At 40.7% G+C, this 20,176-nt stretch carries 21 protein-coding genes; 16 read left to right on the top strand and 5 right to left on the bottom strand.

The window, feature by feature from the left end; translation table 11 throughout:
* Positions 1 to 124: 124 nt before the first annotated feature.
* Complete coding sequence (plsB, locus tag CWB66_RS12945) at positions 125 to 2,563, bottom strand: glycerol-3-phosphate 1-O-acyltransferase PlsB (protein WP_138585695.1); 2,439 nt, start codon at positions 2,561 to 2,563, stop codon at positions 125 to 127.
* A gap of 402 nt (positions 2,564 to 2,965) precedes the next feature.
* Between plsB and rpsJ the strand changes: the two genes are divergently transcribed.
* From rpsJ to rpsQ, 11 genes are read left to right on the top strand one after another with little or no spacing between them, the layout of a single operon-like run.
* Positions 2,966 to 3,277, top strand: a complete 312-nt coding sequence (gene rpsJ, locus CWB66_RS12940) for a 30S ribosomal protein S10 (RefSeq protein ID WP_002957900.1) — start codon at positions 2,966 to 2,968, stop codon at positions 3,275 to 3,277.
* A gap of 27 nt (positions 3,278 to 3,304) precedes the next feature.
* Positions 3,305 to 3,940: a 50S ribosomal protein L3 gene (gene rplC, locus CWB66_RS12935; RefSeq protein WP_002957898.1), complete on the top strand. Its 636-nt coding sequence runs from the start codon at positions 3,305 to 3,307 to the stop codon at positions 3,938 to 3,940.
* Between the two features lie 17 nt (positions 3,941 to 3,957).
* A complete protein-coding gene (gene rplD, locus CWB66_RS12930; RefSeq protein WP_077536677.1) occupies positions 3,958 to 4,563 on the top strand; it encodes a 50S ribosomal protein L4 in 606 nt (201 codons plus the stop codon).
* On the top strand, positions 4,560 to 4,862 hold the full coding sequence (gene rplW, locus CWB66_RS12925; RefSeq protein ID WP_077536678.1) for a 50S ribosomal protein L23: 303 nt from the start codon (positions 4,560 to 4,562) through the stop codon (positions 4,860 to 4,862). The genes rplD and rplW overlap by 4 nt, the downstream gene beginning before the upstream one ends.
* Positions 4,863 to 4,877: 15 nt before the next feature.
* Positions 4,878 to 5,702, top strand: a complete 825-nt coding sequence (gene rplB, locus CWB66_RS12920; protein ID WP_007376192.1) for a 50S ribosomal protein L2 — start codon at positions 4,878 to 4,880, stop codon at positions 5,700 to 5,702.
* Positions 5,703 to 5,717: 15 nt separating this feature from the next.
* Positions 5,718 to 5,996 carry a 30S ribosomal protein S19 gene (gene rpsS / locus CWB66_RS12915; protein WP_004588689.1) on the top strand — a complete coding sequence of 93 codons (279 nt, stop codon included), beginning with the start codon at positions 5,718 to 5,720 and terminating at the stop codon, positions 5,994 to 5,996.
* A 13-nt stretch (positions 5,997 to 6,009) separates the two neighbouring features.
* Positions 6,010 to 6,342: a 50S ribosomal protein L22 gene (gene rplV / locus CWB66_RS12910; RefSeq protein ID WP_002957892.1), complete on the top strand. Its 333-nt coding sequence runs from the start codon at positions 6,010 to 6,012 to the stop codon at positions 6,340 to 6,342.
* A gap of 11 nt (positions 6,343 to 6,353) precedes the next feature.
* Positions 6,354 to 7,055 carry a 30S ribosomal protein S3 gene (gene rpsC / locus CWB66_RS12905; RefSeq protein WP_006791356.1) on the top strand — a complete coding sequence of 234 codons (702 nt, stop codon included), beginning with the start codon at positions 6,354 to 6,356 and terminating at the stop codon, positions 7,053 to 7,055.
* A 12-nt stretch (positions 7,056 to 7,067) separates the two neighbouring features.
* Positions 7,068 to 7,481 carry a 50S ribosomal protein L16 gene (gene rplP, locus CWB66_RS12900; RefSeq protein ID WP_002957890.1) on the top strand — a complete coding sequence of 138 codons (414 nt, stop codon included), beginning with the start codon at positions 7,068 to 7,070 and terminating at the stop codon, positions 7,479 to 7,481.
* Entirely contained in the window at positions 7,481 to 7,672 is a 192-nt protein-coding gene (rpmC, locus tag CWB66_RS12895; RefSeq protein WP_002957889.1) for a 50S ribosomal protein L29, read from the top strand. The genes rplP and rpmC overlap by 1 nt, the downstream gene beginning before the upstream one ends.
* Positions 7,672 to 7,929 (top strand): 30S ribosomal protein S17, encoded by a 258-nt coding sequence (gene rpsQ, locus CWB66_RS12890; protein WP_002957888.1) that lies wholly within the window; start codon positions 7,672 to 7,674, stop codon positions 7,927 to 7,929. The genes rpmC and rpsQ overlap by 1 nt, the downstream gene beginning before the upstream one ends.
* 221 nt (positions 7,930 to 8,150) lie before the next feature.
* On the opposite strand, the gene CWB66_RS12885 is transcribed toward rpsQ, so the two are convergent.
* A complete protein-coding gene (locus CWB66_RS12885; protein ID WP_138585697.1) occupies positions 8,151 to 8,687 on the bottom strand; it encodes a helix-turn-helix domain-containing protein in 537 nt (178 codons plus the stop codon).
* Between the two features lie 187 nt (positions 8,688 to 8,874).
* On the opposite strand from CWB66_RS12885, the gene CWB66_RS12880 reads away from it, so the two are divergent.
* Positions 8,875 to 9,345, top strand: coding sequence for a hypothetical protein (locus CWB66_RS12880; protein WP_138585694.1), 471 nt, complete (start codon positions 8,875 to 8,877; stop codon positions 9,343 to 9,345).
* A gap of 564 nt (positions 9,346 to 9,909) precedes the next feature.
* On the opposite strand, the gene CWB66_RS12875 is transcribed toward CWB66_RS12880, so the two are convergent.
* Positions 9,910 to 11,532 carry an endonuclease gene (locus CWB66_RS12875; RefSeq protein WP_138585693.1) on the bottom strand — a complete coding sequence of 541 codons (1,623 nt, stop codon included), beginning with the start codon at positions 11,530 to 11,532 and terminating at the stop codon, positions 9,910 to 9,912.
* Positions 11,533 to 11,836: 304 nt separating this feature from the next.
* On the opposite strand from CWB66_RS12875, the gene CWB66_RS12870 reads away from it, so the two are divergent.
* The 4 genes from CWB66_RS12870 (at position 11,837) to CWB66_RS12855 (ending at position 16,888) form a co-directional block, all read left to right on the top strand.
* The gene (locus CWB66_RS12870) at positions 11,837 to 13,651 is read left to right on the top strand and encodes an assimilatory sulfite reductase (NADPH) flavoprotein subunit (RefSeq protein ID WP_138585692.1); all 1,815 of its coding nucleotides are present in this window, start codon (positions 11,837 to 11,839) and stop codon (positions 13,649 to 13,651) included.
* Between the two features lie 61 nt (positions 13,652 to 13,712).
* Positions 13,713 to 15,410 carry an assimilatory sulfite reductase (NADPH) hemoprotein subunit gene (gene cysI, locus CWB66_RS12865; RefSeq protein ID WP_138585691.1) on the top strand — a complete coding sequence of 566 codons (1,698 nt, stop codon included), beginning with the start codon at positions 13,713 to 13,715 and terminating at the stop codon, positions 15,408 to 15,410.
* 42 nt (positions 15,411 to 15,452) lie between these two features.
* Positions 15,453 to 16,193 carry a phosphoadenylyl-sulfate reductase gene (locus CWB66_RS12860; protein WP_077536684.1) on the top strand — a complete coding sequence of 247 codons (741 nt, stop codon included), beginning with the start codon at positions 15,453 to 15,455 and terminating at the stop codon, positions 16,191 to 16,193.
* Between the two features lie 146 nt (positions 16,194 to 16,339).
* A complete protein-coding gene (locus tag CWB66_RS12855; RefSeq protein ID WP_138585690.1) occupies positions 16,340 to 16,888 on the top strand; it encodes a DUF4124 domain-containing protein in 549 nt (182 codons plus the stop codon).
* On the opposite strand, the gene CWB66_RS12850 is transcribed toward CWB66_RS12855, so the two are convergent.
* Together CWB66_RS12850 and acnA are read right to left on the bottom strand one after the other, a co-directional pair.
* Positions 16,889 to 17,143 carry a hypothetical protein gene (locus CWB66_RS12850; RefSeq protein ID WP_138585689.1) on the bottom strand — a complete coding sequence of 85 codons (255 nt, stop codon included), beginning with the start codon at positions 17,141 to 17,143 and terminating at the stop codon, positions 16,889 to 16,891.
* A 137-nt stretch (positions 17,144 to 17,280) separates the two neighbouring features.
* Positions 17,281 to 20,025 (bottom strand): aconitate hydratase AcnA, encoded by a 2,745-nt coding sequence (acnA, locus tag CWB66_RS12845; RefSeq protein ID WP_138585688.1) that lies wholly within the window; start codon positions 20,023 to 20,025, stop codon positions 17,281 to 17,283.
* Between the last annotated feature and the right edge of the window lie 151 nt (positions 20,026 to 20,176).

Genomic DNA, 20,176 nt, shown 5'->3' with positions numbered 1-20,176 from the left:
ATTTATGTGGAATAACCACAACACATAGACTCTGCCTTGCCTAAATGCCAAACACACTGCTGCAAAATTAATCACGAAAGGTCAACACGCCCTAGTGCTAACCCCATCAATAGAGATATAGTCCTCAATTAGACTGACTTTGCACAATATCGCTAATTGACTGCCAAACCCGTGCTGGCAGTAATGCTTTAAGATGTGTATAAGTTTTACACAGCTGTGTACTACCTATTAAACCTTTATCGCATTCAGTTATTAATGATTGCTCGCGTAAATTATCAATAAAGCTAACCAGTACTTTTTTATCAAAAAATTCAGGCGTTTTAATGCCATGCAGTGTACCTAGGCGCTGTGCTAATACTTGACTCTCTCGTTCAAGTTCATCTTTGGCAATGGCATCATTTGTTTGAATAAATCCAATCACAATAGCGTAACGCTGCAAAGTAAAGCTTAGTGCTCTGCCTAGCATTTCAAGCTTGGCTAAACAATCGTTGCTATTTGTAATGTGGATATTGTCGCCATCAAACTCAATTAAGTTTTGATCTGCAAAATTTGCCAAAATACGTGTTACGTAGTTTTCATCAAGTGGTTGTAAATACCACTCTTTAGCAAACAGCGGATAAAACGTTTTTACTAGCTCTTGGCACTGTTGAATAGTTGTTGTGTGCTGCTTGAATAGATGTAGCGCAATTAGACTTGGTACAGCAAATAAGTGCAAAATATTATTTCGGTAGTAATTAAATAATACTTTTTCTTTATCGCTAATTGTAATAATTTCACCAAATTCATCACTTATCACTTCAAACTTATTAAGCTTTAATGCATGTGTTAGTAGTTGCTCAGGTGTTTCATCAGGCGCTGTTACTTTATCGCTGTAGCTAGCGTCGCGTTGTAAGCGAAGGTAAAAATCAAGTTGTGCTAGGAGCTTTGGTTTACTTAATGCCTGTTTATCGTTAACCAGTAATATCATTGCCAGTAAGTTAACAGCATTAAGCGCCGCTGCATTATTAATTTTAACCATCACTTGATCGGCAAGTTTAGCAACTTGTGACCCTAGCCATTGTGGCTTTTGAACATCGGTTGGATGAATTGAATCGCGCCAATCTGATTGATTATCATTTAAATATTGGTTAATTGAGATTGGATCGCCAAAGTTTAAATTACCACGCCCATAATTTTTAAGATTTTTAATTGCTTTAAAAATACCAAAAATAGACTCGCCTTTTTTATCCTTACCATCAAGCTCTTTAAGGTAGGTGTTAATTTCCATAACGTGTTCGTAGCCAATATACACAGGCACTATCGATATAGGGCGGTCTATTCCTCGCAGCATTGCCTGTAAGGTCATTGATAGCATACCCGTTTTAGGTGGAAGTAAACGGCCAGTTCTGCTTCGCCCGCCTTCTGTATAAAACTTAACGGAGTAGCCTTTAATAAATAGCTGACTTAAATACTCTTTAAATATTGCCGAATAGAGCTTATTACCTGCAAATGAGCGGCGAATAAAAAATGCTCCTGAGCGTCTAAAAATACCGCCGGCAGGGAAAAAGTTGAGATTGATACCCGCAGCTATGTGCGGTGGTACTAGGCCTAAATGATAAATTGAGTAGGTAAGCAGTAAGTAATCCATATGACTGCGGTGACACGGCATATAAATAATTTCATGCCCTTTGTTTGTTAGCTCGTGAAGTTGCTCTGTATGTTTTATATCAATACCGTTATACAACTTGTTCCACAACCAAGTTAAAAACCTTTCTGCAACGCGTATCATTGCCTCAGAATAATTGGCAGCTATTTCATCAAGTAACTTGAGCGCATTTTGACGAGCTTGCTCTTGGCTAATGCTTTTTGACTTAGCTTCTTCCTGAATCGCTTTTTTTATTGTAGGTGAAGCAAGCAAAGAATTAAAAAGCTGCTCGCGTGATGGCAATTTTGGGCCTGTGGCTGCTAACTTTTGGCGTTTAAAGTGGACCAAGGCGACACGTAATAACTTGTGTGGTAATTCACTCACATCAGCTTTTTCATTTACTAAAAGCGATAAGTCGAGAGGTTGACTGAAGCGAATAAAATTATCACGGCCTGAAAATAACACCACAAAAAATTTTCTAAACCAACTTGGTGTCAATGAGTGGGTAATTAAGGTACGTAGTCCTGGTTTTTCTTTGCCAGGATCGCGCCCCCATAAAATAGTGACAGGCACTACTTGCACATTTTTCTGACCACTTTTTAATAAGTGCTCGATAATCTGTTTACCTTGAGCCAACGCACTAGTTGATTTAGCTTCATCACCAAAAAGTGGTGGTGGGTTTTTTATACCAATGAAGCGTTCTAAACTTTGATTACCTAACACTTGTTCATCAGTCGGGCTGGGGAGACCATGTTTTTTACAAACATGCGCCAATGCTGCTAGGTCAAATCTTGAATTTAAGCGCACTATATAAAATGTAGGGAACTCAGGGTTTAAACTGTACTGTTCAATAGGGTTCTCTGGTAGCACTTTGCTTTTTACAAATAGGCGGCTAAACCCAGCAGATAGAACATTTAAACAATAATTAAAAATACGCATCGACTCACCATATTGAGAGTTTAAAGGCAAAATTAGCGCAATAGGATACCATAACATCCAAAAATCACTTAATTTACGCAATAGAAGTCGCTAACAGCATAGCTATTAGTTTAAGTATAGCTTGTAAGTGGTGATGGTCGCTTATTTGCTCAAACCAAGAATCATTATATTGCTTCTAAATAGTTGTTGCATTTATCACCAATACCTCTATAATACGCAGGCTTTCGAAATTCCCTAGGGAACTAGAGAGGATAAATTAAGCTTGGATTTCAAGCTAATAAACAGGAGTTCCGATTTGGAACTCAACGTAGATATAAATCAACAACCGGCATCTTATGTTTTTAAGATTGTTTCGGTCGTTTTTTTATGCTCTTTTAAATGCTCTTTATATTGAGGTTAAGAATGTCAAATCAACGCATTCGTATTCGCCTAAAAGCTTTTGACCACCGTTTGATTGACCAATCAACGGCAGAAATCGTGGAAACTGCGAAACGCACTGGCGCACAAGTACGTGGACCAATTCCACTACCTACACGCTTTGAACGTTTTACTGTACTAACTTCACCGCACGTTAATAAAGATGCGCGTGATCAGTACGAGATCCGCACCCATAAACGTCTGATTGACATCGTAGAACCAACTGACAAGACTGTTGACGCTCTTATGCGTTTAGATCTTGCTGCTGGTGTTGATGTTCAAATCAGCCTGGGTTAATCGAAAGATTAGAGAGGTTTTAGGAAAATGGCATTAGGTCTAGTCGGTCGTAAAGTGGGTATGACACGAATCTTCACTGAAGATGGTGTATCTATCCCTGTGACAGTTATTGAAGCGACACCTAACCGCATTGCTCAGATCAAATCTGACGCAACAGACGGTTATAACGCGCTTCAAGTAACCGCAGGCACTAAAAAAGCAAGTCGTGTAAACAAAGCTAAAGCGGGTCATTTCGCTAAAGCTGGTGTTGAAGCGGGTCGCGGTCTGTGGGAATTCCGCCTTAACGGTGGTGAAGGCGATTTTGAAGTAGGCGCAGAGCTTACTGTTGAATTATTCAACGAAATCAACAAGGTTGACGTAACCGGTACTTCTAAAGGTAAAGGTTTCCAAGGTGGTGTTAAGCGCTGGAATTTCAGCATGCAAGACGCTACACATGGTAACTCTCTATCTCACCGTGCTCCTGGTTCAATCGGTCAAAACCAATCACCTGGTAAGGTGTTTAAAGGTAAGAAAATGGCCGGTCATATGGGTGCTGAGCGTGTAACGACTCAAAACTTAGAACTAGTTCGCGTTGACGCTGAGCGTAATTTGCTTTTAGTTAAGGGTGCAGTACCTGGAGCTATTGGCGGTGACGTTATCGTTAAACCAGCTGTTAAAGCATAAGTCCTGGAGATTTAGTGATGGAATTAGCAATTAAAGACGCTTCTGGCGCTCTTGAAGTTTCTGAAGCTACTTTTGGACGTGAGTTTAACGAAGCATTAGTACACCAAGTAGTTGTTGCATACGCAGCAGGTGCTCGTCAAGGTACTCGTGCTCAGAAGACACGTTCTGAAGTAAGCGGTGGTGGTAAAAAACCATGGGCTCAAAAAGGTACTGGCCGTGCACGTGCCGGTACAATCCGTAGCCCAATTTGGCGTTCAGGTGGCGTTAGCTTTGCAGCTAAACCACAAGACCACAGCCAAAAAGTAAACCGTAAAATGTACCGTGGTGCGATTAAAAGCATCTTATCTGAATTAGTTCGTCAAGAGCGTTTAATCGTTGTTGAAAGTTTTGCTCTAGCAGCACCAAAAACTAAAGAACTAGTTGCTAAGCTTAAAGAACTTGAGCTTAAAGATGTTCTTATCGTGACTGAAGAAGTAGATGAAAATCTTTTCTTATCGGCACGTAACCTTTATAAGGTTGACACGCGTGATGTAGCTGGTATCGATCCTGTAAGCTTAATTGCTTTCGACAAGGTACTTATTACAGCCGCTGCTGTTAAGCAACTTGAGGAGGCGCTAGCATGATCCGCGAAGAACGTCTTTTAAAAGTGATCGTTGCTCCACATATCTCTGAAAAAAGCACAATTGCTGCTGAAGAAAACAATACTATTGTTTTTAAAGTATCAAATGACGCAACTAAAGCTGAAATTAAAGTAGCAGTTGAGAAGCTTTTTGAAGTAGAAGTAACGGGTGTTCGCACACTTAATGTTAAGGGTAAAACAAAACGTACTGGCGCACGTTTCGGTCGTCGTAACGACTGGAAAAAAGCTTACGTTACTCTTAAAGAAGGTAGTGAACTAGACTTTGTCGGCGGCGCCGAGTAATAAGGGGATAGAATTATGGCACTTCAAAAGTGTAAGCCTACTTCTGCGGGCCGTCGTCACCTAGTTAAAGTGGTTAACCCAGATCTACATAAGGGTAAGCCATACGCACCACTTTTAGAGAAAAACTCTAAATCAGGTGGTCGTAATAACAATGGTCGTATTACGGTTCGTCATATCGGTGGTGGTCATAAGCAACATTACCGTTTAATCGATTTTAAACGTACTAAAGATGGCATTCCAGCCACTGTTGAACGTTTAGAATACGATCCAAATCGTAGCGCAAACATCGCTCTTGTATTATATGCAGACGGTGAGCGTCGTTACATTATCGCACCTAAAGGCTTAAAAGCTGGCGATGCAATCCAGTCTGGTGTTGATGCACCAATCAAACCTGGTAATGCATTACCAATGCGTAATATGCCTGTAGGTTCGACTGTTCACAACGTAGAATTAAAACCAGGTAAAGGTGCTCAAATCGCACGTTCTGCTGGTGCATACGTTCAAATCCTTGCTCGTGATGGTCAGTATGTAACATTACGTCTTCGTTCAGGCGAAGTTCGTAAAGTTGAATCTGATTGTCGTGCGACTCTAGGTGAAGTAGGCAATGCTGAGCATATGCTTCGTTCACTTGGTAAAGCAGGTGCAAATCGCTGGCGTGGTATTCGTCCGACAGTTCGTGGTGTTGCCATGAACCCGGTAGATCACCCACACGGTGGTGGTGAAGGTCGTACATCTGGTGGTCGTCATCCTGTGTCTCCATGGGGTAAACCGACTAAGGGTGCGAAGACGCGTAAGAATAAGCGTACGGATAAATTTATAGTACGTCGTCGTACTAAGTAATATTGAGGAATAGCCATGCCACGCTCTCTCAAGAAGGGTCCTTTTATAGACCTACACTTGCTGAAGAAGGTAGAGAAAGCTTTGGAAAGCGGTGAGAAGAAGCCAATTAAAACTTGGAGCCGTCGTTCAATGATCATACCTAACATGATCGGATTGACCATTGCTGTCCATAATGGTCGCCAGCACGTACCAGTTTTCGTTTCTGACGAAATGATCGGTCACAAACTAGGTGAATTTGCACCAACTCGCACTTACCGTGGCCATGCTGCGGATAAGAAAGCGAAGAAACGTTAAGAGGGGAAGATAAATGCAAGCATTAGCTAAACATAAATTCGCCTCTGGTTCGGCGCAAAAAGCACGTCTAGTTGCAGATCAGATCCGCGGATTACCTGTCGATCGCGCACTAGAAATCCTGGCGTACAGCCCTAAAAAAGCGGCTGTATTAGTTAAGAAAGTACTTGAGTCTGCTATTGCTAACGCAGAGCATAACGAAGGTGCTGACATTGATGAGCTTCGTATAACTACGATCTTTGTGGACGATGGTCCTACAATGAAACGTATTATGCCTCGTGCTAAAGGACGCGCAGACCGCATCCTTAAGCGTACAAGCCATATCACTGTTATGGTTTCAGATAGCTAGGAGTATAAGTAATGGGACAAAAAGTTCATCCTACTGGTATTCGCCTAGGTATATCTAAACCTTGGGTTTCTACCTGGTACGCGAGTTCTAAAGATTTCTCTGATCAGCTTTTTGGCGATCACAAAGTTCGTGCATTCCTTACTAAGGAATTAAAAACGGCTTCTGTGTCTAAAATCGTTATTGAGCGTCCAGCAAAATCAATCCGCGTAACAATTCACACGGCTCGTCCGGGTGTTGTTATCGGTAAAAAAGGCGAAGACGTAGAAAAATTACGTCAAGCGGTAACTAAAATCGCTGGTGTACCTGCTCAGATTAATATCTCTGAAGTACGTAAACCAGAACTAGATGCACAACTAGTAGCAGACGGCATTGCCTCTCAACTAGAACGTCGTGTTATGTTCCGTCGCGCTATGAAGCGTTCGGTACAAAATGCAATGCGCATCGGTTCTAAAGGGATTAAAGTTGAAGTTAGCGGTCGTCTTGGCGGCGCTGAAATCGCACGTTCAGAATGGTATCGTGAAGGTCGTGTACCTCTACATACTCTTCGTGCTGATATCGATTACGCAACTTCTGAAGCCTTAACCACTTATGGTATCATTGGTGTTAAAGTTTGGATTTTCAAAGGCGAAGTTATTGGTGGTTTACCACTAGTACAAGAGCAAGAAAAACCAGCTAAACGCGCACCAAAGAAAGCCAAGAAAAGTGCTAAGTAGAGGTAGCGAGTAATGTTACAGCCAAAACGTACAAAATTCCGTAAAATGCACAAAGGCCGCAACCGCGGTTTAGCGCAAAACGGTAACAAAGTAAGCTTCGGTACTTTCGGATTGAAAGCTACTGGCCGTGGCCGCATGACTGCTCGTCAAATCGAAGCAGCTCGTCGTGCTATGACGCGTCACGTGAAACGTCAAGGTAAAATCTGGATTCGTGTCTTCCCTGACAAACCGATTACAGAAAAACCTCTTGAAGTTCGTATGGGTAAAGGTAAAGGTTCTGTTGAATATTGGGTTGCTGAAATTCAGCCTGGTAAAGTACTTTACGAAATGGAAGGTGTTTCAGAAGAGCTTGCTCGTGAAGCATTCGACCTTGCTGCTCGTAAACTGCCATTCAAAACAACTTTCGTAACTCGGACGGTAATGTGATGAAAGCTAGCGAACTAAAAGACAAAAGCGTAGAAGAGCTTAATGCTGAACTTCTAGGACTACTTCGTGAGCAATTTAATATGCGCATGCAAGCTAGCACTGGTCAGTTAGCTCAGACACACACGCTAAGAACAGTACGCCGCGATATCGCGCGTGTAAAAACAGTTATTAACCAGAAGGCAGGTCAATAATGAGCGATAAAATTCGTACTCTTCAAGGCCGTGTAATCAGCGACAAGATGGAAAAATCTTTCACTATCGCTATCGCACGTTATGTGAAGCACCCAATTTATGGGAAATTCATTAAACGTACGACTAAGTTACACGTACATGACGAAAATAACACAGCAAAAGCGGGTGACGTAGTTACTATCCGTGAATGCGCACCAATTTCTAAGAATAAATCTTGGACTTTAGTAGACGTTATTTCTAGTCCAAAACAAGCTTAATTTTTTAATTAAGTTAGTTTTGTAAAAAAGCCTCAGCATTAGCTGGGGCTTTTTGTGTTTAGAGCTATAAGTTTAAAGCCGTCAGCCGTCAGCCGTCAGCCGTCCGGAGTGAAGTTGAACGCCGTAGCTTGGGTTGAGTATTGAGAAACCCGAGGAGAAAAGAGCGCCATAAACGCGCTGAAATAATATTCTTAGAACTAAGTAACAACTAAATATCGGGTTTATAATTTACGAAACTTATACCTTTGTGAAAATACACCTGCAACTATAGATAGTAAAATACACACTACAGAACCTACAATTAGAAAGCGTTTTTCGATCCTGCTAACTTGTCTTTCGCCTACAATTTGGTACGTAACATCACCTTCAATAAAACGTTCGCCTTGATATTGCTGACTAACATTAAACGCTAAAAATTCACCTTGTTTTGCCTGATAAGTAAAGTAGGTTTCAGGATAAAAAATTTCATATGTTGCACATAGCCAAACTATAAGACCAATTATAAACAGCACAAAACTTAATATGGGCAGTTTTTTCAGCGGCACGTTTGTTGATGATGTTATAGGTAAATAGTTATTAAAACACACTTCGCCGTAGCACAATTTTAGCTTTTCGATCACTTCAGGAGAGGGAATGAATTGGCCATTCTCTAGTTTTGATAAATAAGATTGTTGGATGCCTATTTCCCGAGCAGCAAATGCTTGAGTCCATTTTTTGTTTGTTCGAAGACGTTTTAATTCTATTCCTAGTGATTGCATACTCATTATTCTCTCCTTAATTGTTGCCGTATTATTATCACCAATTAGCTAATCCAGAGATAGAGGTTATGATTATATTCATGTAAATGAATAAAAGAATATTATGAATATTAATGGATTAGCGTTTTTTATGAGCTGCTTTAAATTATGCTAGCATTATCAAACTAACGAAAGGATATATTCTATTATGAAAAAACACGTTTATTTATTACTTAGCTCCATGGTTTTATTATTGGTAAGTTATCAAACTAATGCCGAACCTGTTTTTGCAGTTAAAGCAGATATGTATAAATTGAAAAATGGGATAACAATTGATAGTAAAATTGCTGAAACACTAAAATCATTGGATCCAATTCACCAACCAATGCTATTAGCCTTATTAAATGAGAGCGCATTAATAGAAATAGGAGATGAAAAACAATTAACAGCACTTGAGGTAAAAGCAAACGAAGATGGATCGTTTTTTAATGCGGCGATGAAGTTAAAAGATAAAACAGATGGCCAATGGCAATCAATAACGTCTTTTATGCCTAACATTCCTGATGGTCAAACTGTATATTTTAGCCGTACTTTTATAGATAGTGTTTGGTTGATAAAGTTAACCGGGACACGTTACGAATCAGAAGAGCTGGGTCTAGCTAGTTTCCAAAACCAATAATAGTAATCGCTGGAATATTAGTTAGCCTTTATCTGTTTACTGAGGTTGAGATTTAATATTGCCAAATAACTTGACCTTGGTTTTACTCAAACTTTTATGATGTGTTTTTTACTTATTATTAATGATTATGTGCATCATTCAAAACTACCTATTAGGTCTTCGCATTATCTAGTATCAGCCATCTATTGCGCAGGTGCTAAATATTACTGAATGAGTCTCGTAGTCGATAAAGTCGTGTGATGAATATTTAGAGGCTGCCTTGGTGTATTCGATGCAGCATCAAATGTACTCATTACATAAACATAAGTTGAGTTTGCTAGCACAAATTTTAATAAGGCTGGGATATAGACTATCAACTCGAACAGCTGAGGAATTGCTGATACGGTACTCCCAACATGCGGTGTTAGTTACTTTCGCAGATGACCGTTACGACGCTCAGCATATTATTTAAAAACGCGCAATTTATGATAAAAGCCTTTGCAAGTGCAAAGGCTTATGTTTTTCTGCGCTGACCGCTGACCGCTGACCGCTGACCGCTGACCGCTGACCGCTGACCGCTGACTTTTACCAAATCATCTCTACAAATTCAGGGTGATCGATATATGGGTTACGATTGCCTTGAAATTCAAATGCGGCTTGGTTGCGATCTAATTCCATTTGGCTAACAGGGTCACTGTTGTGCCATTTTAGCAGCATAACAACAACCCAGCTTTCAAATACTTGATTGTGTGAGCCGTTAAGTACTGCATCGCTAGAAGCTGTTTTAGTTTGCCAAGAGCCAATAATATTTTCGTAGCGCGTTGCCATATAAAAATAAGCACGTGCAAAGTCACCTTTAAATTCATCAATAGGCTCAAACACAGTGCCTGAGTAATTTAATGAACTAACGGCAAAACCTAATTTACTTCCGTTAGTTGATGTAAATGAGGCGCTTGCTACTTCACCAAATGGGAAGTTGCTACGCTTTGAATTTACATAGCCGTCAGTTGCGTAAATATGATGAACATCAGAATTCATCGGTTCAACTTTTCCACCAAACCAACTTTTAGGGAACGAATGCTCACGGTTGTAACAATCCGCCTCACCATTATATGCGCCGCACTGATTTGTAATGGCTGCATAGCTATAGCTGTCAGCACCGTTCGGTTTCTCGCTATACATATCTAAAATACTATTATCGTTTTCAAAATATTTATCACGTGCTGATGAGTCGTAAAAATTCCAGATAGCTGAATAACCCTGTGCATTATGATCTTTGATAATATTGTAAAGTTCAGTTTTTAAGGCATAGCCAGTTAGGCCTTGTGCAGTTACATAATAGCCTGTTGGTGTTGGTGTTGGTGTTGTGCCACCGCCTGTATCACCTAGCTCAAATGTTGTGCTGTCTGTGTTGCTAAAGCTTGCACCGCTGGCGATAGTGTTCTGAGCGTGTACTAATGCATAGTTACCATTACCCATTGAGCAACACATACCATCGCCATAGCTATCACTAATTACAAGTGTATAAGCACCATCGGCTAAACATATTTTTTCATTGTATTGCGTGTTTGATGCGTAACCACTGCCATTGGCAATTGCACTACCTTGGTTATTATTAATAGCCCAGCTTGTCTCGCTGCCGTAATTGTCGGTATTAAGTGTTAGGGTCAGGCTATTGTCAGAGCAGCTTGGTGATGCGCCGCCGTCGCTATTAGGTAAAAAATTATCAATGTATACAGTTTCATTCCCATCGAACCCGCTTACATCATAGAAACGTAAACCCACATTAATAGTTTTGCTACTGCTTGCTGTGTAGCTATGGCTAATTGTTTGCCATTGATTTGTTTGCGCTTCGTTTGAGTAGCCTTGGTAGCCATCTATATATAAGCGCGCTTTAACTTTACCTTCTGTATGGTAAACATCAGCCGAAAAATCGTAGGTTTTACCTGCCTCTACAGTAATTTGCTGCAATAAGTCGGTGTTACTTTGTGAGCCCGTTGTTACATTGATAGCGGCAGAGCGATGACCATTTTTAACTGTACTGGTAGAAGGCGATAAGCTAATACCGCTATCTATTGTCGTCCATGATGCTGGTGTATTACCTGACCATTGCTCAAAACCGCCGTTAGTTACATTGGCCATTACCGGAAGTGAGCCAAGTAATAGTGCCGTGCTCAGTAGTTTATTTTTGTATGTCCCGTGTGACATGGGTATTCCTATTTTTTATTTTGAATGTGGAATATACCTTATATTAGTTTGGTTACAAAATTGTTAATTTAAAATGCGATAAAAAGCAATAATGTCTTTTTAATCTGTTTTTGAAGGTATTTTTATAAATTAATAACTAAATGGAATATCAAAGCAGATTCTATTCTTTTTTTATCTATGCTGAGCCCGTTATCCTACAGACTCATAAAACCTCAGCAGACATTCTCTGGATGAGGTAAAACTCATTGTTAACAATGCAAAAAGTGTATTGTGATTAATTTTCAGGGTTACGGGGAATCGATTCATGTTGTTAGGTCAACTAAATGCTGCGGCCAGCCCGCTATCGCAAGATCAAGTACAAAAGCTGCAAGGTTTAGTGGCTGAACTTAATCCAATTCAACAAGCGTGGGTAAGTGGTTACTTAGCTGCAAATGCTAATTCGGCCGTGTTAGTTGCGCCAACTGCAGGCACATCGGCTGCGAGTGATGCTGCAGCGCTAACCATTTTATATGGTTCGCAAACAGGTAACGCAAAAGGCGTGGCAACCAAGATGAAAGAGCAGGCTGAATCACGAGGCCTAGCAGTTAAATTGGTTAGCATGTCGGATTACAAGCCAACAGCCCTGAAAAAAGAAAAATTCTTAACTGTTGTTGTATCTACTTACGGTGAAGGCGAGCCACCTGAAGACGGCGAAACATTGCATGAATTTTTAGCAACTAAAAAAGCGCCAAAGCTAGACGATGTGAAAATAGCCGTTATTGGGTTAGGTGATTCAAGCTATGAATTTTTCTGCCAAACGGCAAAAGACTTTGAAGAGCGCTTAAATAAACTCGGTGCAAAAACTATATATCAACGTGCTGATTTAGATGTAGATTACGAAGATGAAGCCGCAACGTGGATCTCGGGCGCACTTGATGCCTTTGAGCCCGGCTTAAAAGCACAACAAGGCGCAACGGCGGGCCAAGCTGGCATAATGCCTTTTGGTGCACCTACCGCTGCTTCAAGCCAGTACACAAAGCAAAACCCATTTGCAGCAGAGCTTTTAACAGTACAAAAAATTACCGGTCGCGACTCTACTAAAGACGTGCGCCACGTTGAAATTTCGCTTGAAGGTTCTGACATTACTTACACGCCAGGTGATTCATTAGGTGTGTACTTTTTAAATGACGATGTATTAGTTGATGAAGTACTTACACTTACTCAAATAGATGCAACAAGCATTGTAAAAGTAGGTGATGAAGAGCTAAGCGTACGCGATGCACTTATTGAAAAACTAGAGCTGACCCAGTCATATCCAGGTTTTGTAGAAAAATACGCAACAGCAACAGGTACGCCTGAATTATTAAAGCTTGTGGAAGATAAAGCGGCAATGCGTGCGTATATTGAACCTCGCCAGATATTTGATGTAATTCGCCAAAACCCAGCAAAAATTGATGCGCAAACATTAGTAGATTGCCTACGTAAGCTGCAAGCTCGTTTGTACTCAATTGCATCTAGCCAAGCAGAGGTTGAAGACGAAGTGCATTTAACTCTAGGCTTAGTTGAGTTTGATGCATTTGATAGCGAGCATTTAGGTGGTTGTACTGGTTACTTAACTCGCCGTGCTGAAGAAGGCTGTAAAGTTAAAGTATTTAGTGAACATAACGATAATTTCCGCCTACCTACTAACGATGATACACCGGTGATCATGGTTGGCCCAGGAACGGGTATTGCGCCGTTCCGTGCATTTTTACAAGAACGTGATTCGCGTGAAGCACAAGGCAAAAACTGGTTGTTTTTTGGTAACCCACATTTTACTCAAGATTTTTTATACCAAGTAGAAATACAGGGTTATTTAAAATCCGGCCTACTTAACAAGGTAGATGTTGCATTTAGCCGCGATCAGGCTGAAAAAATATATGTGCAAGATAAGTTACGCAGTAACAGTAAAGACGTGTTTGAATGGCTAGAAGCGGGTGCTCATTTTTATATTTGTGGCGATGCAAATCGCATGGCAAAAGATGTACACAATGCTTTGGTTGATATCATTAAAGAAAATACGGGCAAGAACAACGAAGATGCAGAGCAATATTTAAAAGATTTACGTAGCGCAAACCGCTATCAGAAAGACGTGTATTAATCACGTTTCTTATTTTATTTAACAGCTAACGGCCGTCACTGTAACAAATTTAGGATTTAAAATGAGCGAACAAGATAAAAACGTAAAACTTTCTGATAACGAACGTTTGAAAAGAGAAAGTAACTTTTTACGTGGCACAATAGCCGAAGATTTAAAAGATGAAATTACCGGTGGCTTTACTGCCGATAATTTTCAGTTAATTCGTTTTCATGGCATGTATCAACAAGATGACCGCGATATACGTGGTGAGCGCGCTAAGCAAAAGCTAGAGCCACTACATAATGTGATGTTACGTGCACGTATGCCTGGCGGTATTATTAAGCCAGAGCAGTGGTTAGCAATCGACAAGTTTGCAGATGACAAAACAAGTTACGGCAGTATTCGTTTAACAACGCGTCAAACGTTTCAATTTCATGGTGTGCTAAAGCCAAATATTAAAGGCATGCACCAAATGCTCGATAGCGTAGGTATAGACTCAATTGCTACAGCGGGTGATGTTAACCGTAATGTACTTTGTACTACCAACCCCGTTGAGTCTGAGTTACATCAAGAGGCTTACGATTGGGCTGCAAAAATCTCTGAACATTTATTACCAAAAACGAAAGCCTACGCTGAAATTTGGTTAAATGGCGAAAAAGCCCAAACTACTGAAGAGCCAATCTTAGGGTCTAATTACTTACCACGTAAATTTAAAACAACGGTAACCATTCCGCCTAACAACGAAGTTGATGTTCACGCTAACGATTTAAACTTTGTGGCAATTGCTGATAACGGTAAGCTTGTTGGTTTTAACGTATTAGTGGGCGGTGGTCTTGCCATGACGCACGGCGATACAGCAACTTATCCGCGTAAGGCTGATGACTTTGGCTTTATTACCCTAGAAGATACCTTAAAAATTGCAGAGCATGTTGTATCTGTGCAGCGCGATTGGGGTAATCGTTCAAACCGTAAAAATGCAAAAACTAAATATACATTAGACCGTGTTGGCGTTGATGTATTTAAAGCCGAAGTAGAAAAACGCTCAGGCGTTACGTTTACACCAAGCCGCCCATTTAAGTTTACTCATCGTGGCGATCGTATTGGTTGGGTTGAAGGCATTGATGGTAAGCACCACTTAACGCTATTTATCCAAAGTGGTCGTATTTTAGACTACCCAGGCAAGCCGCTTAAAACTGGTTGTCGTAAAATCGCTGAGGTTCACCAAGGTGATATGCGTATGACGGCAAACCAAAACTTAATTATTGCTGGCGTACCTGCAGATCAAAAAGCCGTGATTGAAGAAATTGCCCGTAGCCATGGCCTAATTGATGACAAAGATTCGCAGCAACGTAAAAACTCTATGGCGTGTGTTTCACTGCCAACGTGCCCACTTGCAATGGCCGAAGCAGAGCGTTACTTACCAAGCCTAGTAGAAAAAACTGAAGCATTACTTGCTAAGCACGGTATACCAGATGACAGCATTATTATGCGCGTTGTAGGTTGCCCGAACGGTTGTGGCCGCGCAATGCTTGCAGAAGCTGGTTTAGTGGGTAAAGGCCCAGGTAAGTACAACGTTTACCTAGGTGGTAATTTAGAAGGCACACGTATTCCTAAGTTGTACCTTGAGAATGTAGGCGAAGATGTTTACCTAGACGCATTCGATAAGCTAATTGGCCAATGGGCAAAAGAGCGAAACGAAGGCGAATGCTTTGGTGACTTTGTGATCCGTAAAGGCATAGTCGCTGAAGTAAAAGTATCAGTAACTGATTTTCACGCTTAATTAAATACCAGCGCACAGCGCTGGTGAGGTTTGAAATTTACCATGAGTGAATTTAAAAACATTTTACAGCTAGATAAACAAAGCCAAACGGCTATGTTAGCTGATGCTAATGGTTTACTAGCAAATATGAGCGCAGAGCAGCGCGTTGCATGGGCGCTTGATAACTTGCCAGATACGGCTTTTTTATCATCTAGCTTTGGTATTCAAGCGGCAGTAATGCTGCATTTAATGACCTCACAGCGTCCTGATATTCCCGTTGTATTAACCGATACAGGTTATTTATTTCCCGAAACTTATCAGTTTATTGAACAAATGAGTGAGCGTTTATCACTGAACTTAAAAGTGTATAAAGCGCAGCTTAGCCCTGCATGGCAAGAAGCTAAATTTGGTAAGTTATGGGAGCAAGGCGAAGACGGCATTAAACAATACAATCAGCTGAATAAAGTGGAGCCGATGACCCGTGCGTTAAAAGAGATTGAGGCAGGTACGTGGTTTAGTGGCCTACGACGCGATCAATCATCTACGCGCGCTGATAAGCAATTTGTAGAAATTAGCCGTGGCACAGTCAAAGTGTACCCGATAATAGAATGGTCTAATCGCGACGTATATCAGTACCTGACTAAGCACGATTTACCTTATCACCCGTTATGGGAGCAAGGTTATGTGTCGATGGGAGACGTACACACTACGCGTAAATTAGAACCTGGTATGACAGAGGAAGAAACCCGTTTCTTTGGCTTAAATCGTGAGTGTGGGTTACACATTGATGGCGATGGCATTTAACACGGCACACGTGTAGCTAAATCGTAATTGAAAAACGCAGCATAGGCTGCGTTTTTATTATATTTAATTAAGGTACAAAAAATTGCCTAATTAGATAATTTTTATTAGACTCATTAGAATAAAGGATTAATTAAAGCAGGAACGCTATGAAATACTTTACCTACTTAGCCATATCAATCATGGTTATTGCTGTCATCTCTTTGTTTTATTTAAAAAAACCCGATGGTCAAACATGGCTTTCTGCATCATTAATTAGCAATGAATCTCAGCAGGTTAAAGAAAAGGTGATTTCGTTATCGAGTAATGCGTTAGATCAGGCTGTGCAAGGCGTAAAGCAAGCGGGGGATCAAATCGTAAATCGCATCTCTGATGAGCCCGCTGCTGCAAATGCAACCTCAAACGGTAAAATCTTTAAATGGCAAGATGAAACAGGTCAATGGCATTTTTCTGATACGCCAAACCCCCACGCAAAAAGCATTGAAGTAACGCTCGACCCTAAAGACGTTACTATTATTGCCGCAGAAGATACCTCTATTTTAAATCGTATACCAAAAACGTTAAATACTTCTAGTGAGCAAGTGATACCCAGTGTTTTTAACCCTGATTCAATTAAAAAGTTATTTCAAGACACTGAAAATGTAAAACAAAAGCTAGAAAAGCGTAATAAAGAAATCAATAATTTAAGCGCGCTTTAATTATTTAGAGCGAGTGCTTTTATGGTTTTTTAAATAATGTTTTTCGGCTTCCATTAACAGTATGGTTAAATATATTTTAGTGGGAAGTGACAGCAGTACGCCTACGGCAATACATGCCGCAGCTATAATTATTCCTTGAATGCCATGATCTACAGTGACATACCTCGACACAATCAAAGTGTGGCCCGTTACAATAAGGCACAAGCCAAGCACAATTGATATTTTAAGCAGCCTAATTATCATTGTTTGCGACATAGTTACCTCACTAAGAGTTGCCTTAGTGTAGGCACGCTTTAAATGCTTAGCATTGATTTAAGACAACAAACAGCACACATAAAAAAGCCCAGCTTATTACTAAACTGGGCTTTTAAATGTATTAACTACTGTCTTTGTTAGTCGAGCATATTACGCAGTACGTATTGTAAAATACCGCCGTGTTTGTAGTAATCCCACTCTTTAGGGGTATCAATACGTACATCGGCGCTAAAGCTTACTTTTTTACCTTCGGCATTTGTAGCAATAACGGTTACTTCATCGGTTTTATCATATAAGCCTTCAATATCAAATTGCTCTTGGCCCGTTAACCCTAGCGATTCATAGCTTTCGCCATCTTTAAATTGCAGAGGTAACACACCCATGCCAATTAAGTTAGAGCGATGAATGCGCTCATAGCTTTGTGCCACAACCGCTTTAACGCCTAATAAAAGTGAACCTTTGGCCGCCCAATCACGAGATGAACCGGTACCATATTCTTTGCCCGCTAAAATAATTAGAGGCGTATTATTTTTTTGGTACTCCATAGCTGCATCGTAAATGCTTGCTAAATCGTTTTCTGGTTGTGTACGTGTTACACCGCCCTCAGTACCCGGGGCAAGTAAATTTTTAAGGCGAACATTAGCAAATGTGCCACGCATCATTACTTCGTGATTACCTCGACGTGAACCGTACGAGTTAAACTGCGCTTTATCTACGCCTTTTTCTTGCAAATATAAGCCTGCTGGCGCATCTGCTTTAATAGCCCCAGCCGGAGAAATATGGTCAGTGGTTACTGAATCCCCAAGTTTAGCTAAACAACGTGCACCTTGGATAGTTGGAATACCAGGAGGCTCTACTTTCATGCCATCAAAAAAAGGTGCCTTTTTAATATAGGTTGAGTCATCGTCCCAATCATAAAGCTTGCCATCCGGTATTTGAATTTGCTGCCAGCGGCTATCGCCTTCGTAAACGTTAGCATAGCTTTTTTCAAACATTTCTCTGGTTACGGTTTCTTTTACTAGGTCGCTGACTTCTTTAACACTTGGCCAAATGTTTTTAAGGTAAATATCGTTACCGTCAGCATCTTGCGCAAGAGGTTCGTTGTATACGTCAATATCGGTTCTACCTGCAATGGCATAAGCTACAACAAGCGGAGGAGAGGCTAAAAAGTTCATTTTAACATCTTGGTGAATACGCCCTTCAAAATTACGATTACCCGATAAAATAGAACTAACCACTAATTTATGTTTTTGAATCGCGTCTGATATTTCGGTTGCAAGCGGTCCTGAGTTACCTATACAAGTTGTACAGCCATAACCGACTAAGTTAAAGCCTAGACTTTCTAGGTCACCCATCAAGCCTGCTTTTTCTAGATAATCAGTAACTACTTTTGAGCCTGGAGCAAGTGATGTTTTAACCCAAGGTTTTACATTAATACCTAATTGTTTCGCTTTTTTAGCGACCAAGCCAGCAGCTAAAATTACACTTGGATTAGAGGTGTTGGTACAGCTGGTAATCGCGGCAATAACACAAGCGCCATCGTTTAGCTCAAACTCTTGGCCTTTAAATTTAACTTTAGCGGCGCCCATAAACTGCGCCTCATCAATGGGTTCATCGGGGTTTGTTGCTGGGCCTTCACTTTCAATACGAGCTTGTTCTTCATCGCTATTATCTCGACGAGCCATGCGCTCATTTTGAAAGCTTTTTAAATGTTCGCCAATAATCTCGCCCGCTTTATTGAGAGCGATTCTGTCTTGTGGGCGTGTAGGACCTGCAAGGCTTGGTACAACGTCATCTAATTTAAGCTCAAGTGTGTCGGTATAATTAGCTTCGTCGCCGTCATTACGCCATAAACCTTGATGTTTAGCGTAATCTTCAATTACTTTTAGGTGTTTTTCGTCGCGGTTTGTTAAGCGAAGGTAGTTAATGGTTTCCTCATCAATTGGGAAAATACCACATGTAGCGCCGTATTCTGGTGCCATATTGGCTATGGTTGCTCTATCGGCAAGTGGTAGGTCGGCAAGGCCATCACCGTAAAACTCTACAAATTTACCCACTACGCCATGATTACGCAGTATCTCAGTTATAGTTAATACCAGATCGGTTGCAGTCGTGCCTTCAGGTAGTCGGCCGCTAAGCTTCATACCCACAACCTGTGGAATGAGTAAACTTATTGGCTGACCAAGCATAGCAGCTTCGGCTTCAATGCCGCCTACACCCCAGCCAAGTACACCTAAGCCATTTATCATGGTGGTGTGCGAGTCTGTGCCTACAAGTGTGTCTGGGTAAGCGTATTTTTTGCCATCGCGATCTTCATTAAAAACAACGCGCGCTAGATACTCTAAATTTACTTGATGAACAATACCCGTAGCTGGTGGCACTACTTTTAAATTATCAAAAGCGGTTTGTCCCCAACGTAAAAATTCGTAACGTTCTTTATTTCGGTCGTATTCAAGTTTTGCATTTAAATCAAATGCACCCTCATTACCGTAACCATCTACTTGTACCGAATGGTCAATCACAAGTTCTGCCGGTGATAACGGATTTATTTTTGCAGGATCCCCACCGAGTTTTTCCATTGCGTCACGCATGGCGGCTAAATCAACAATAGCGGGTACGCCAGTAAAATCTTGCATAACAACGCGGGCGGGCGTAAAGGCAACTTCAGATGCAGGCTTTGCTTGAGGATCCCAATTAAGAAGGGCTTGAATATCTTGTTCTTTAATATTTGCGCCATCTTCGTTACGAAGTAGGTTTTCAAGTAATACTTTTAAAGAAAAGGGCAATCGTTTCGCTTTGTCGCCAAGTCCTTTTAGAGAATGAATATGATATTGCTCACCATTTATTGTGAGCTGATGTTGGGTATCGAAACTATTATTCATTATTTGCCCCTTTATGAATTATAAAAATATTTTGAAGAGTGACCTCTGTAGTACTTGAATTGCAAAGTGCATACCAATGTAAAAAGTCGTCTTTAGAGAACGAATTTTATACCGTTATTATAGTAGAGGTGATGCTGAAAAATTTAATTTC

It is taken from the genome of Pseudoalteromonas sp. S558 (genome assembly GCF_005886635.1).
In the GTDB taxonomy this organism is placed as follows: domain Bacteria; phylum Pseudomonadota; class Gammaproteobacteria; order Enterobacterales; family Alteromonadaceae; genus Pseudoalteromonas; species Pseudoalteromonas aliena.
This window is presented reverse-complemented; position numbering and strand designations above follow the sequence as displayed.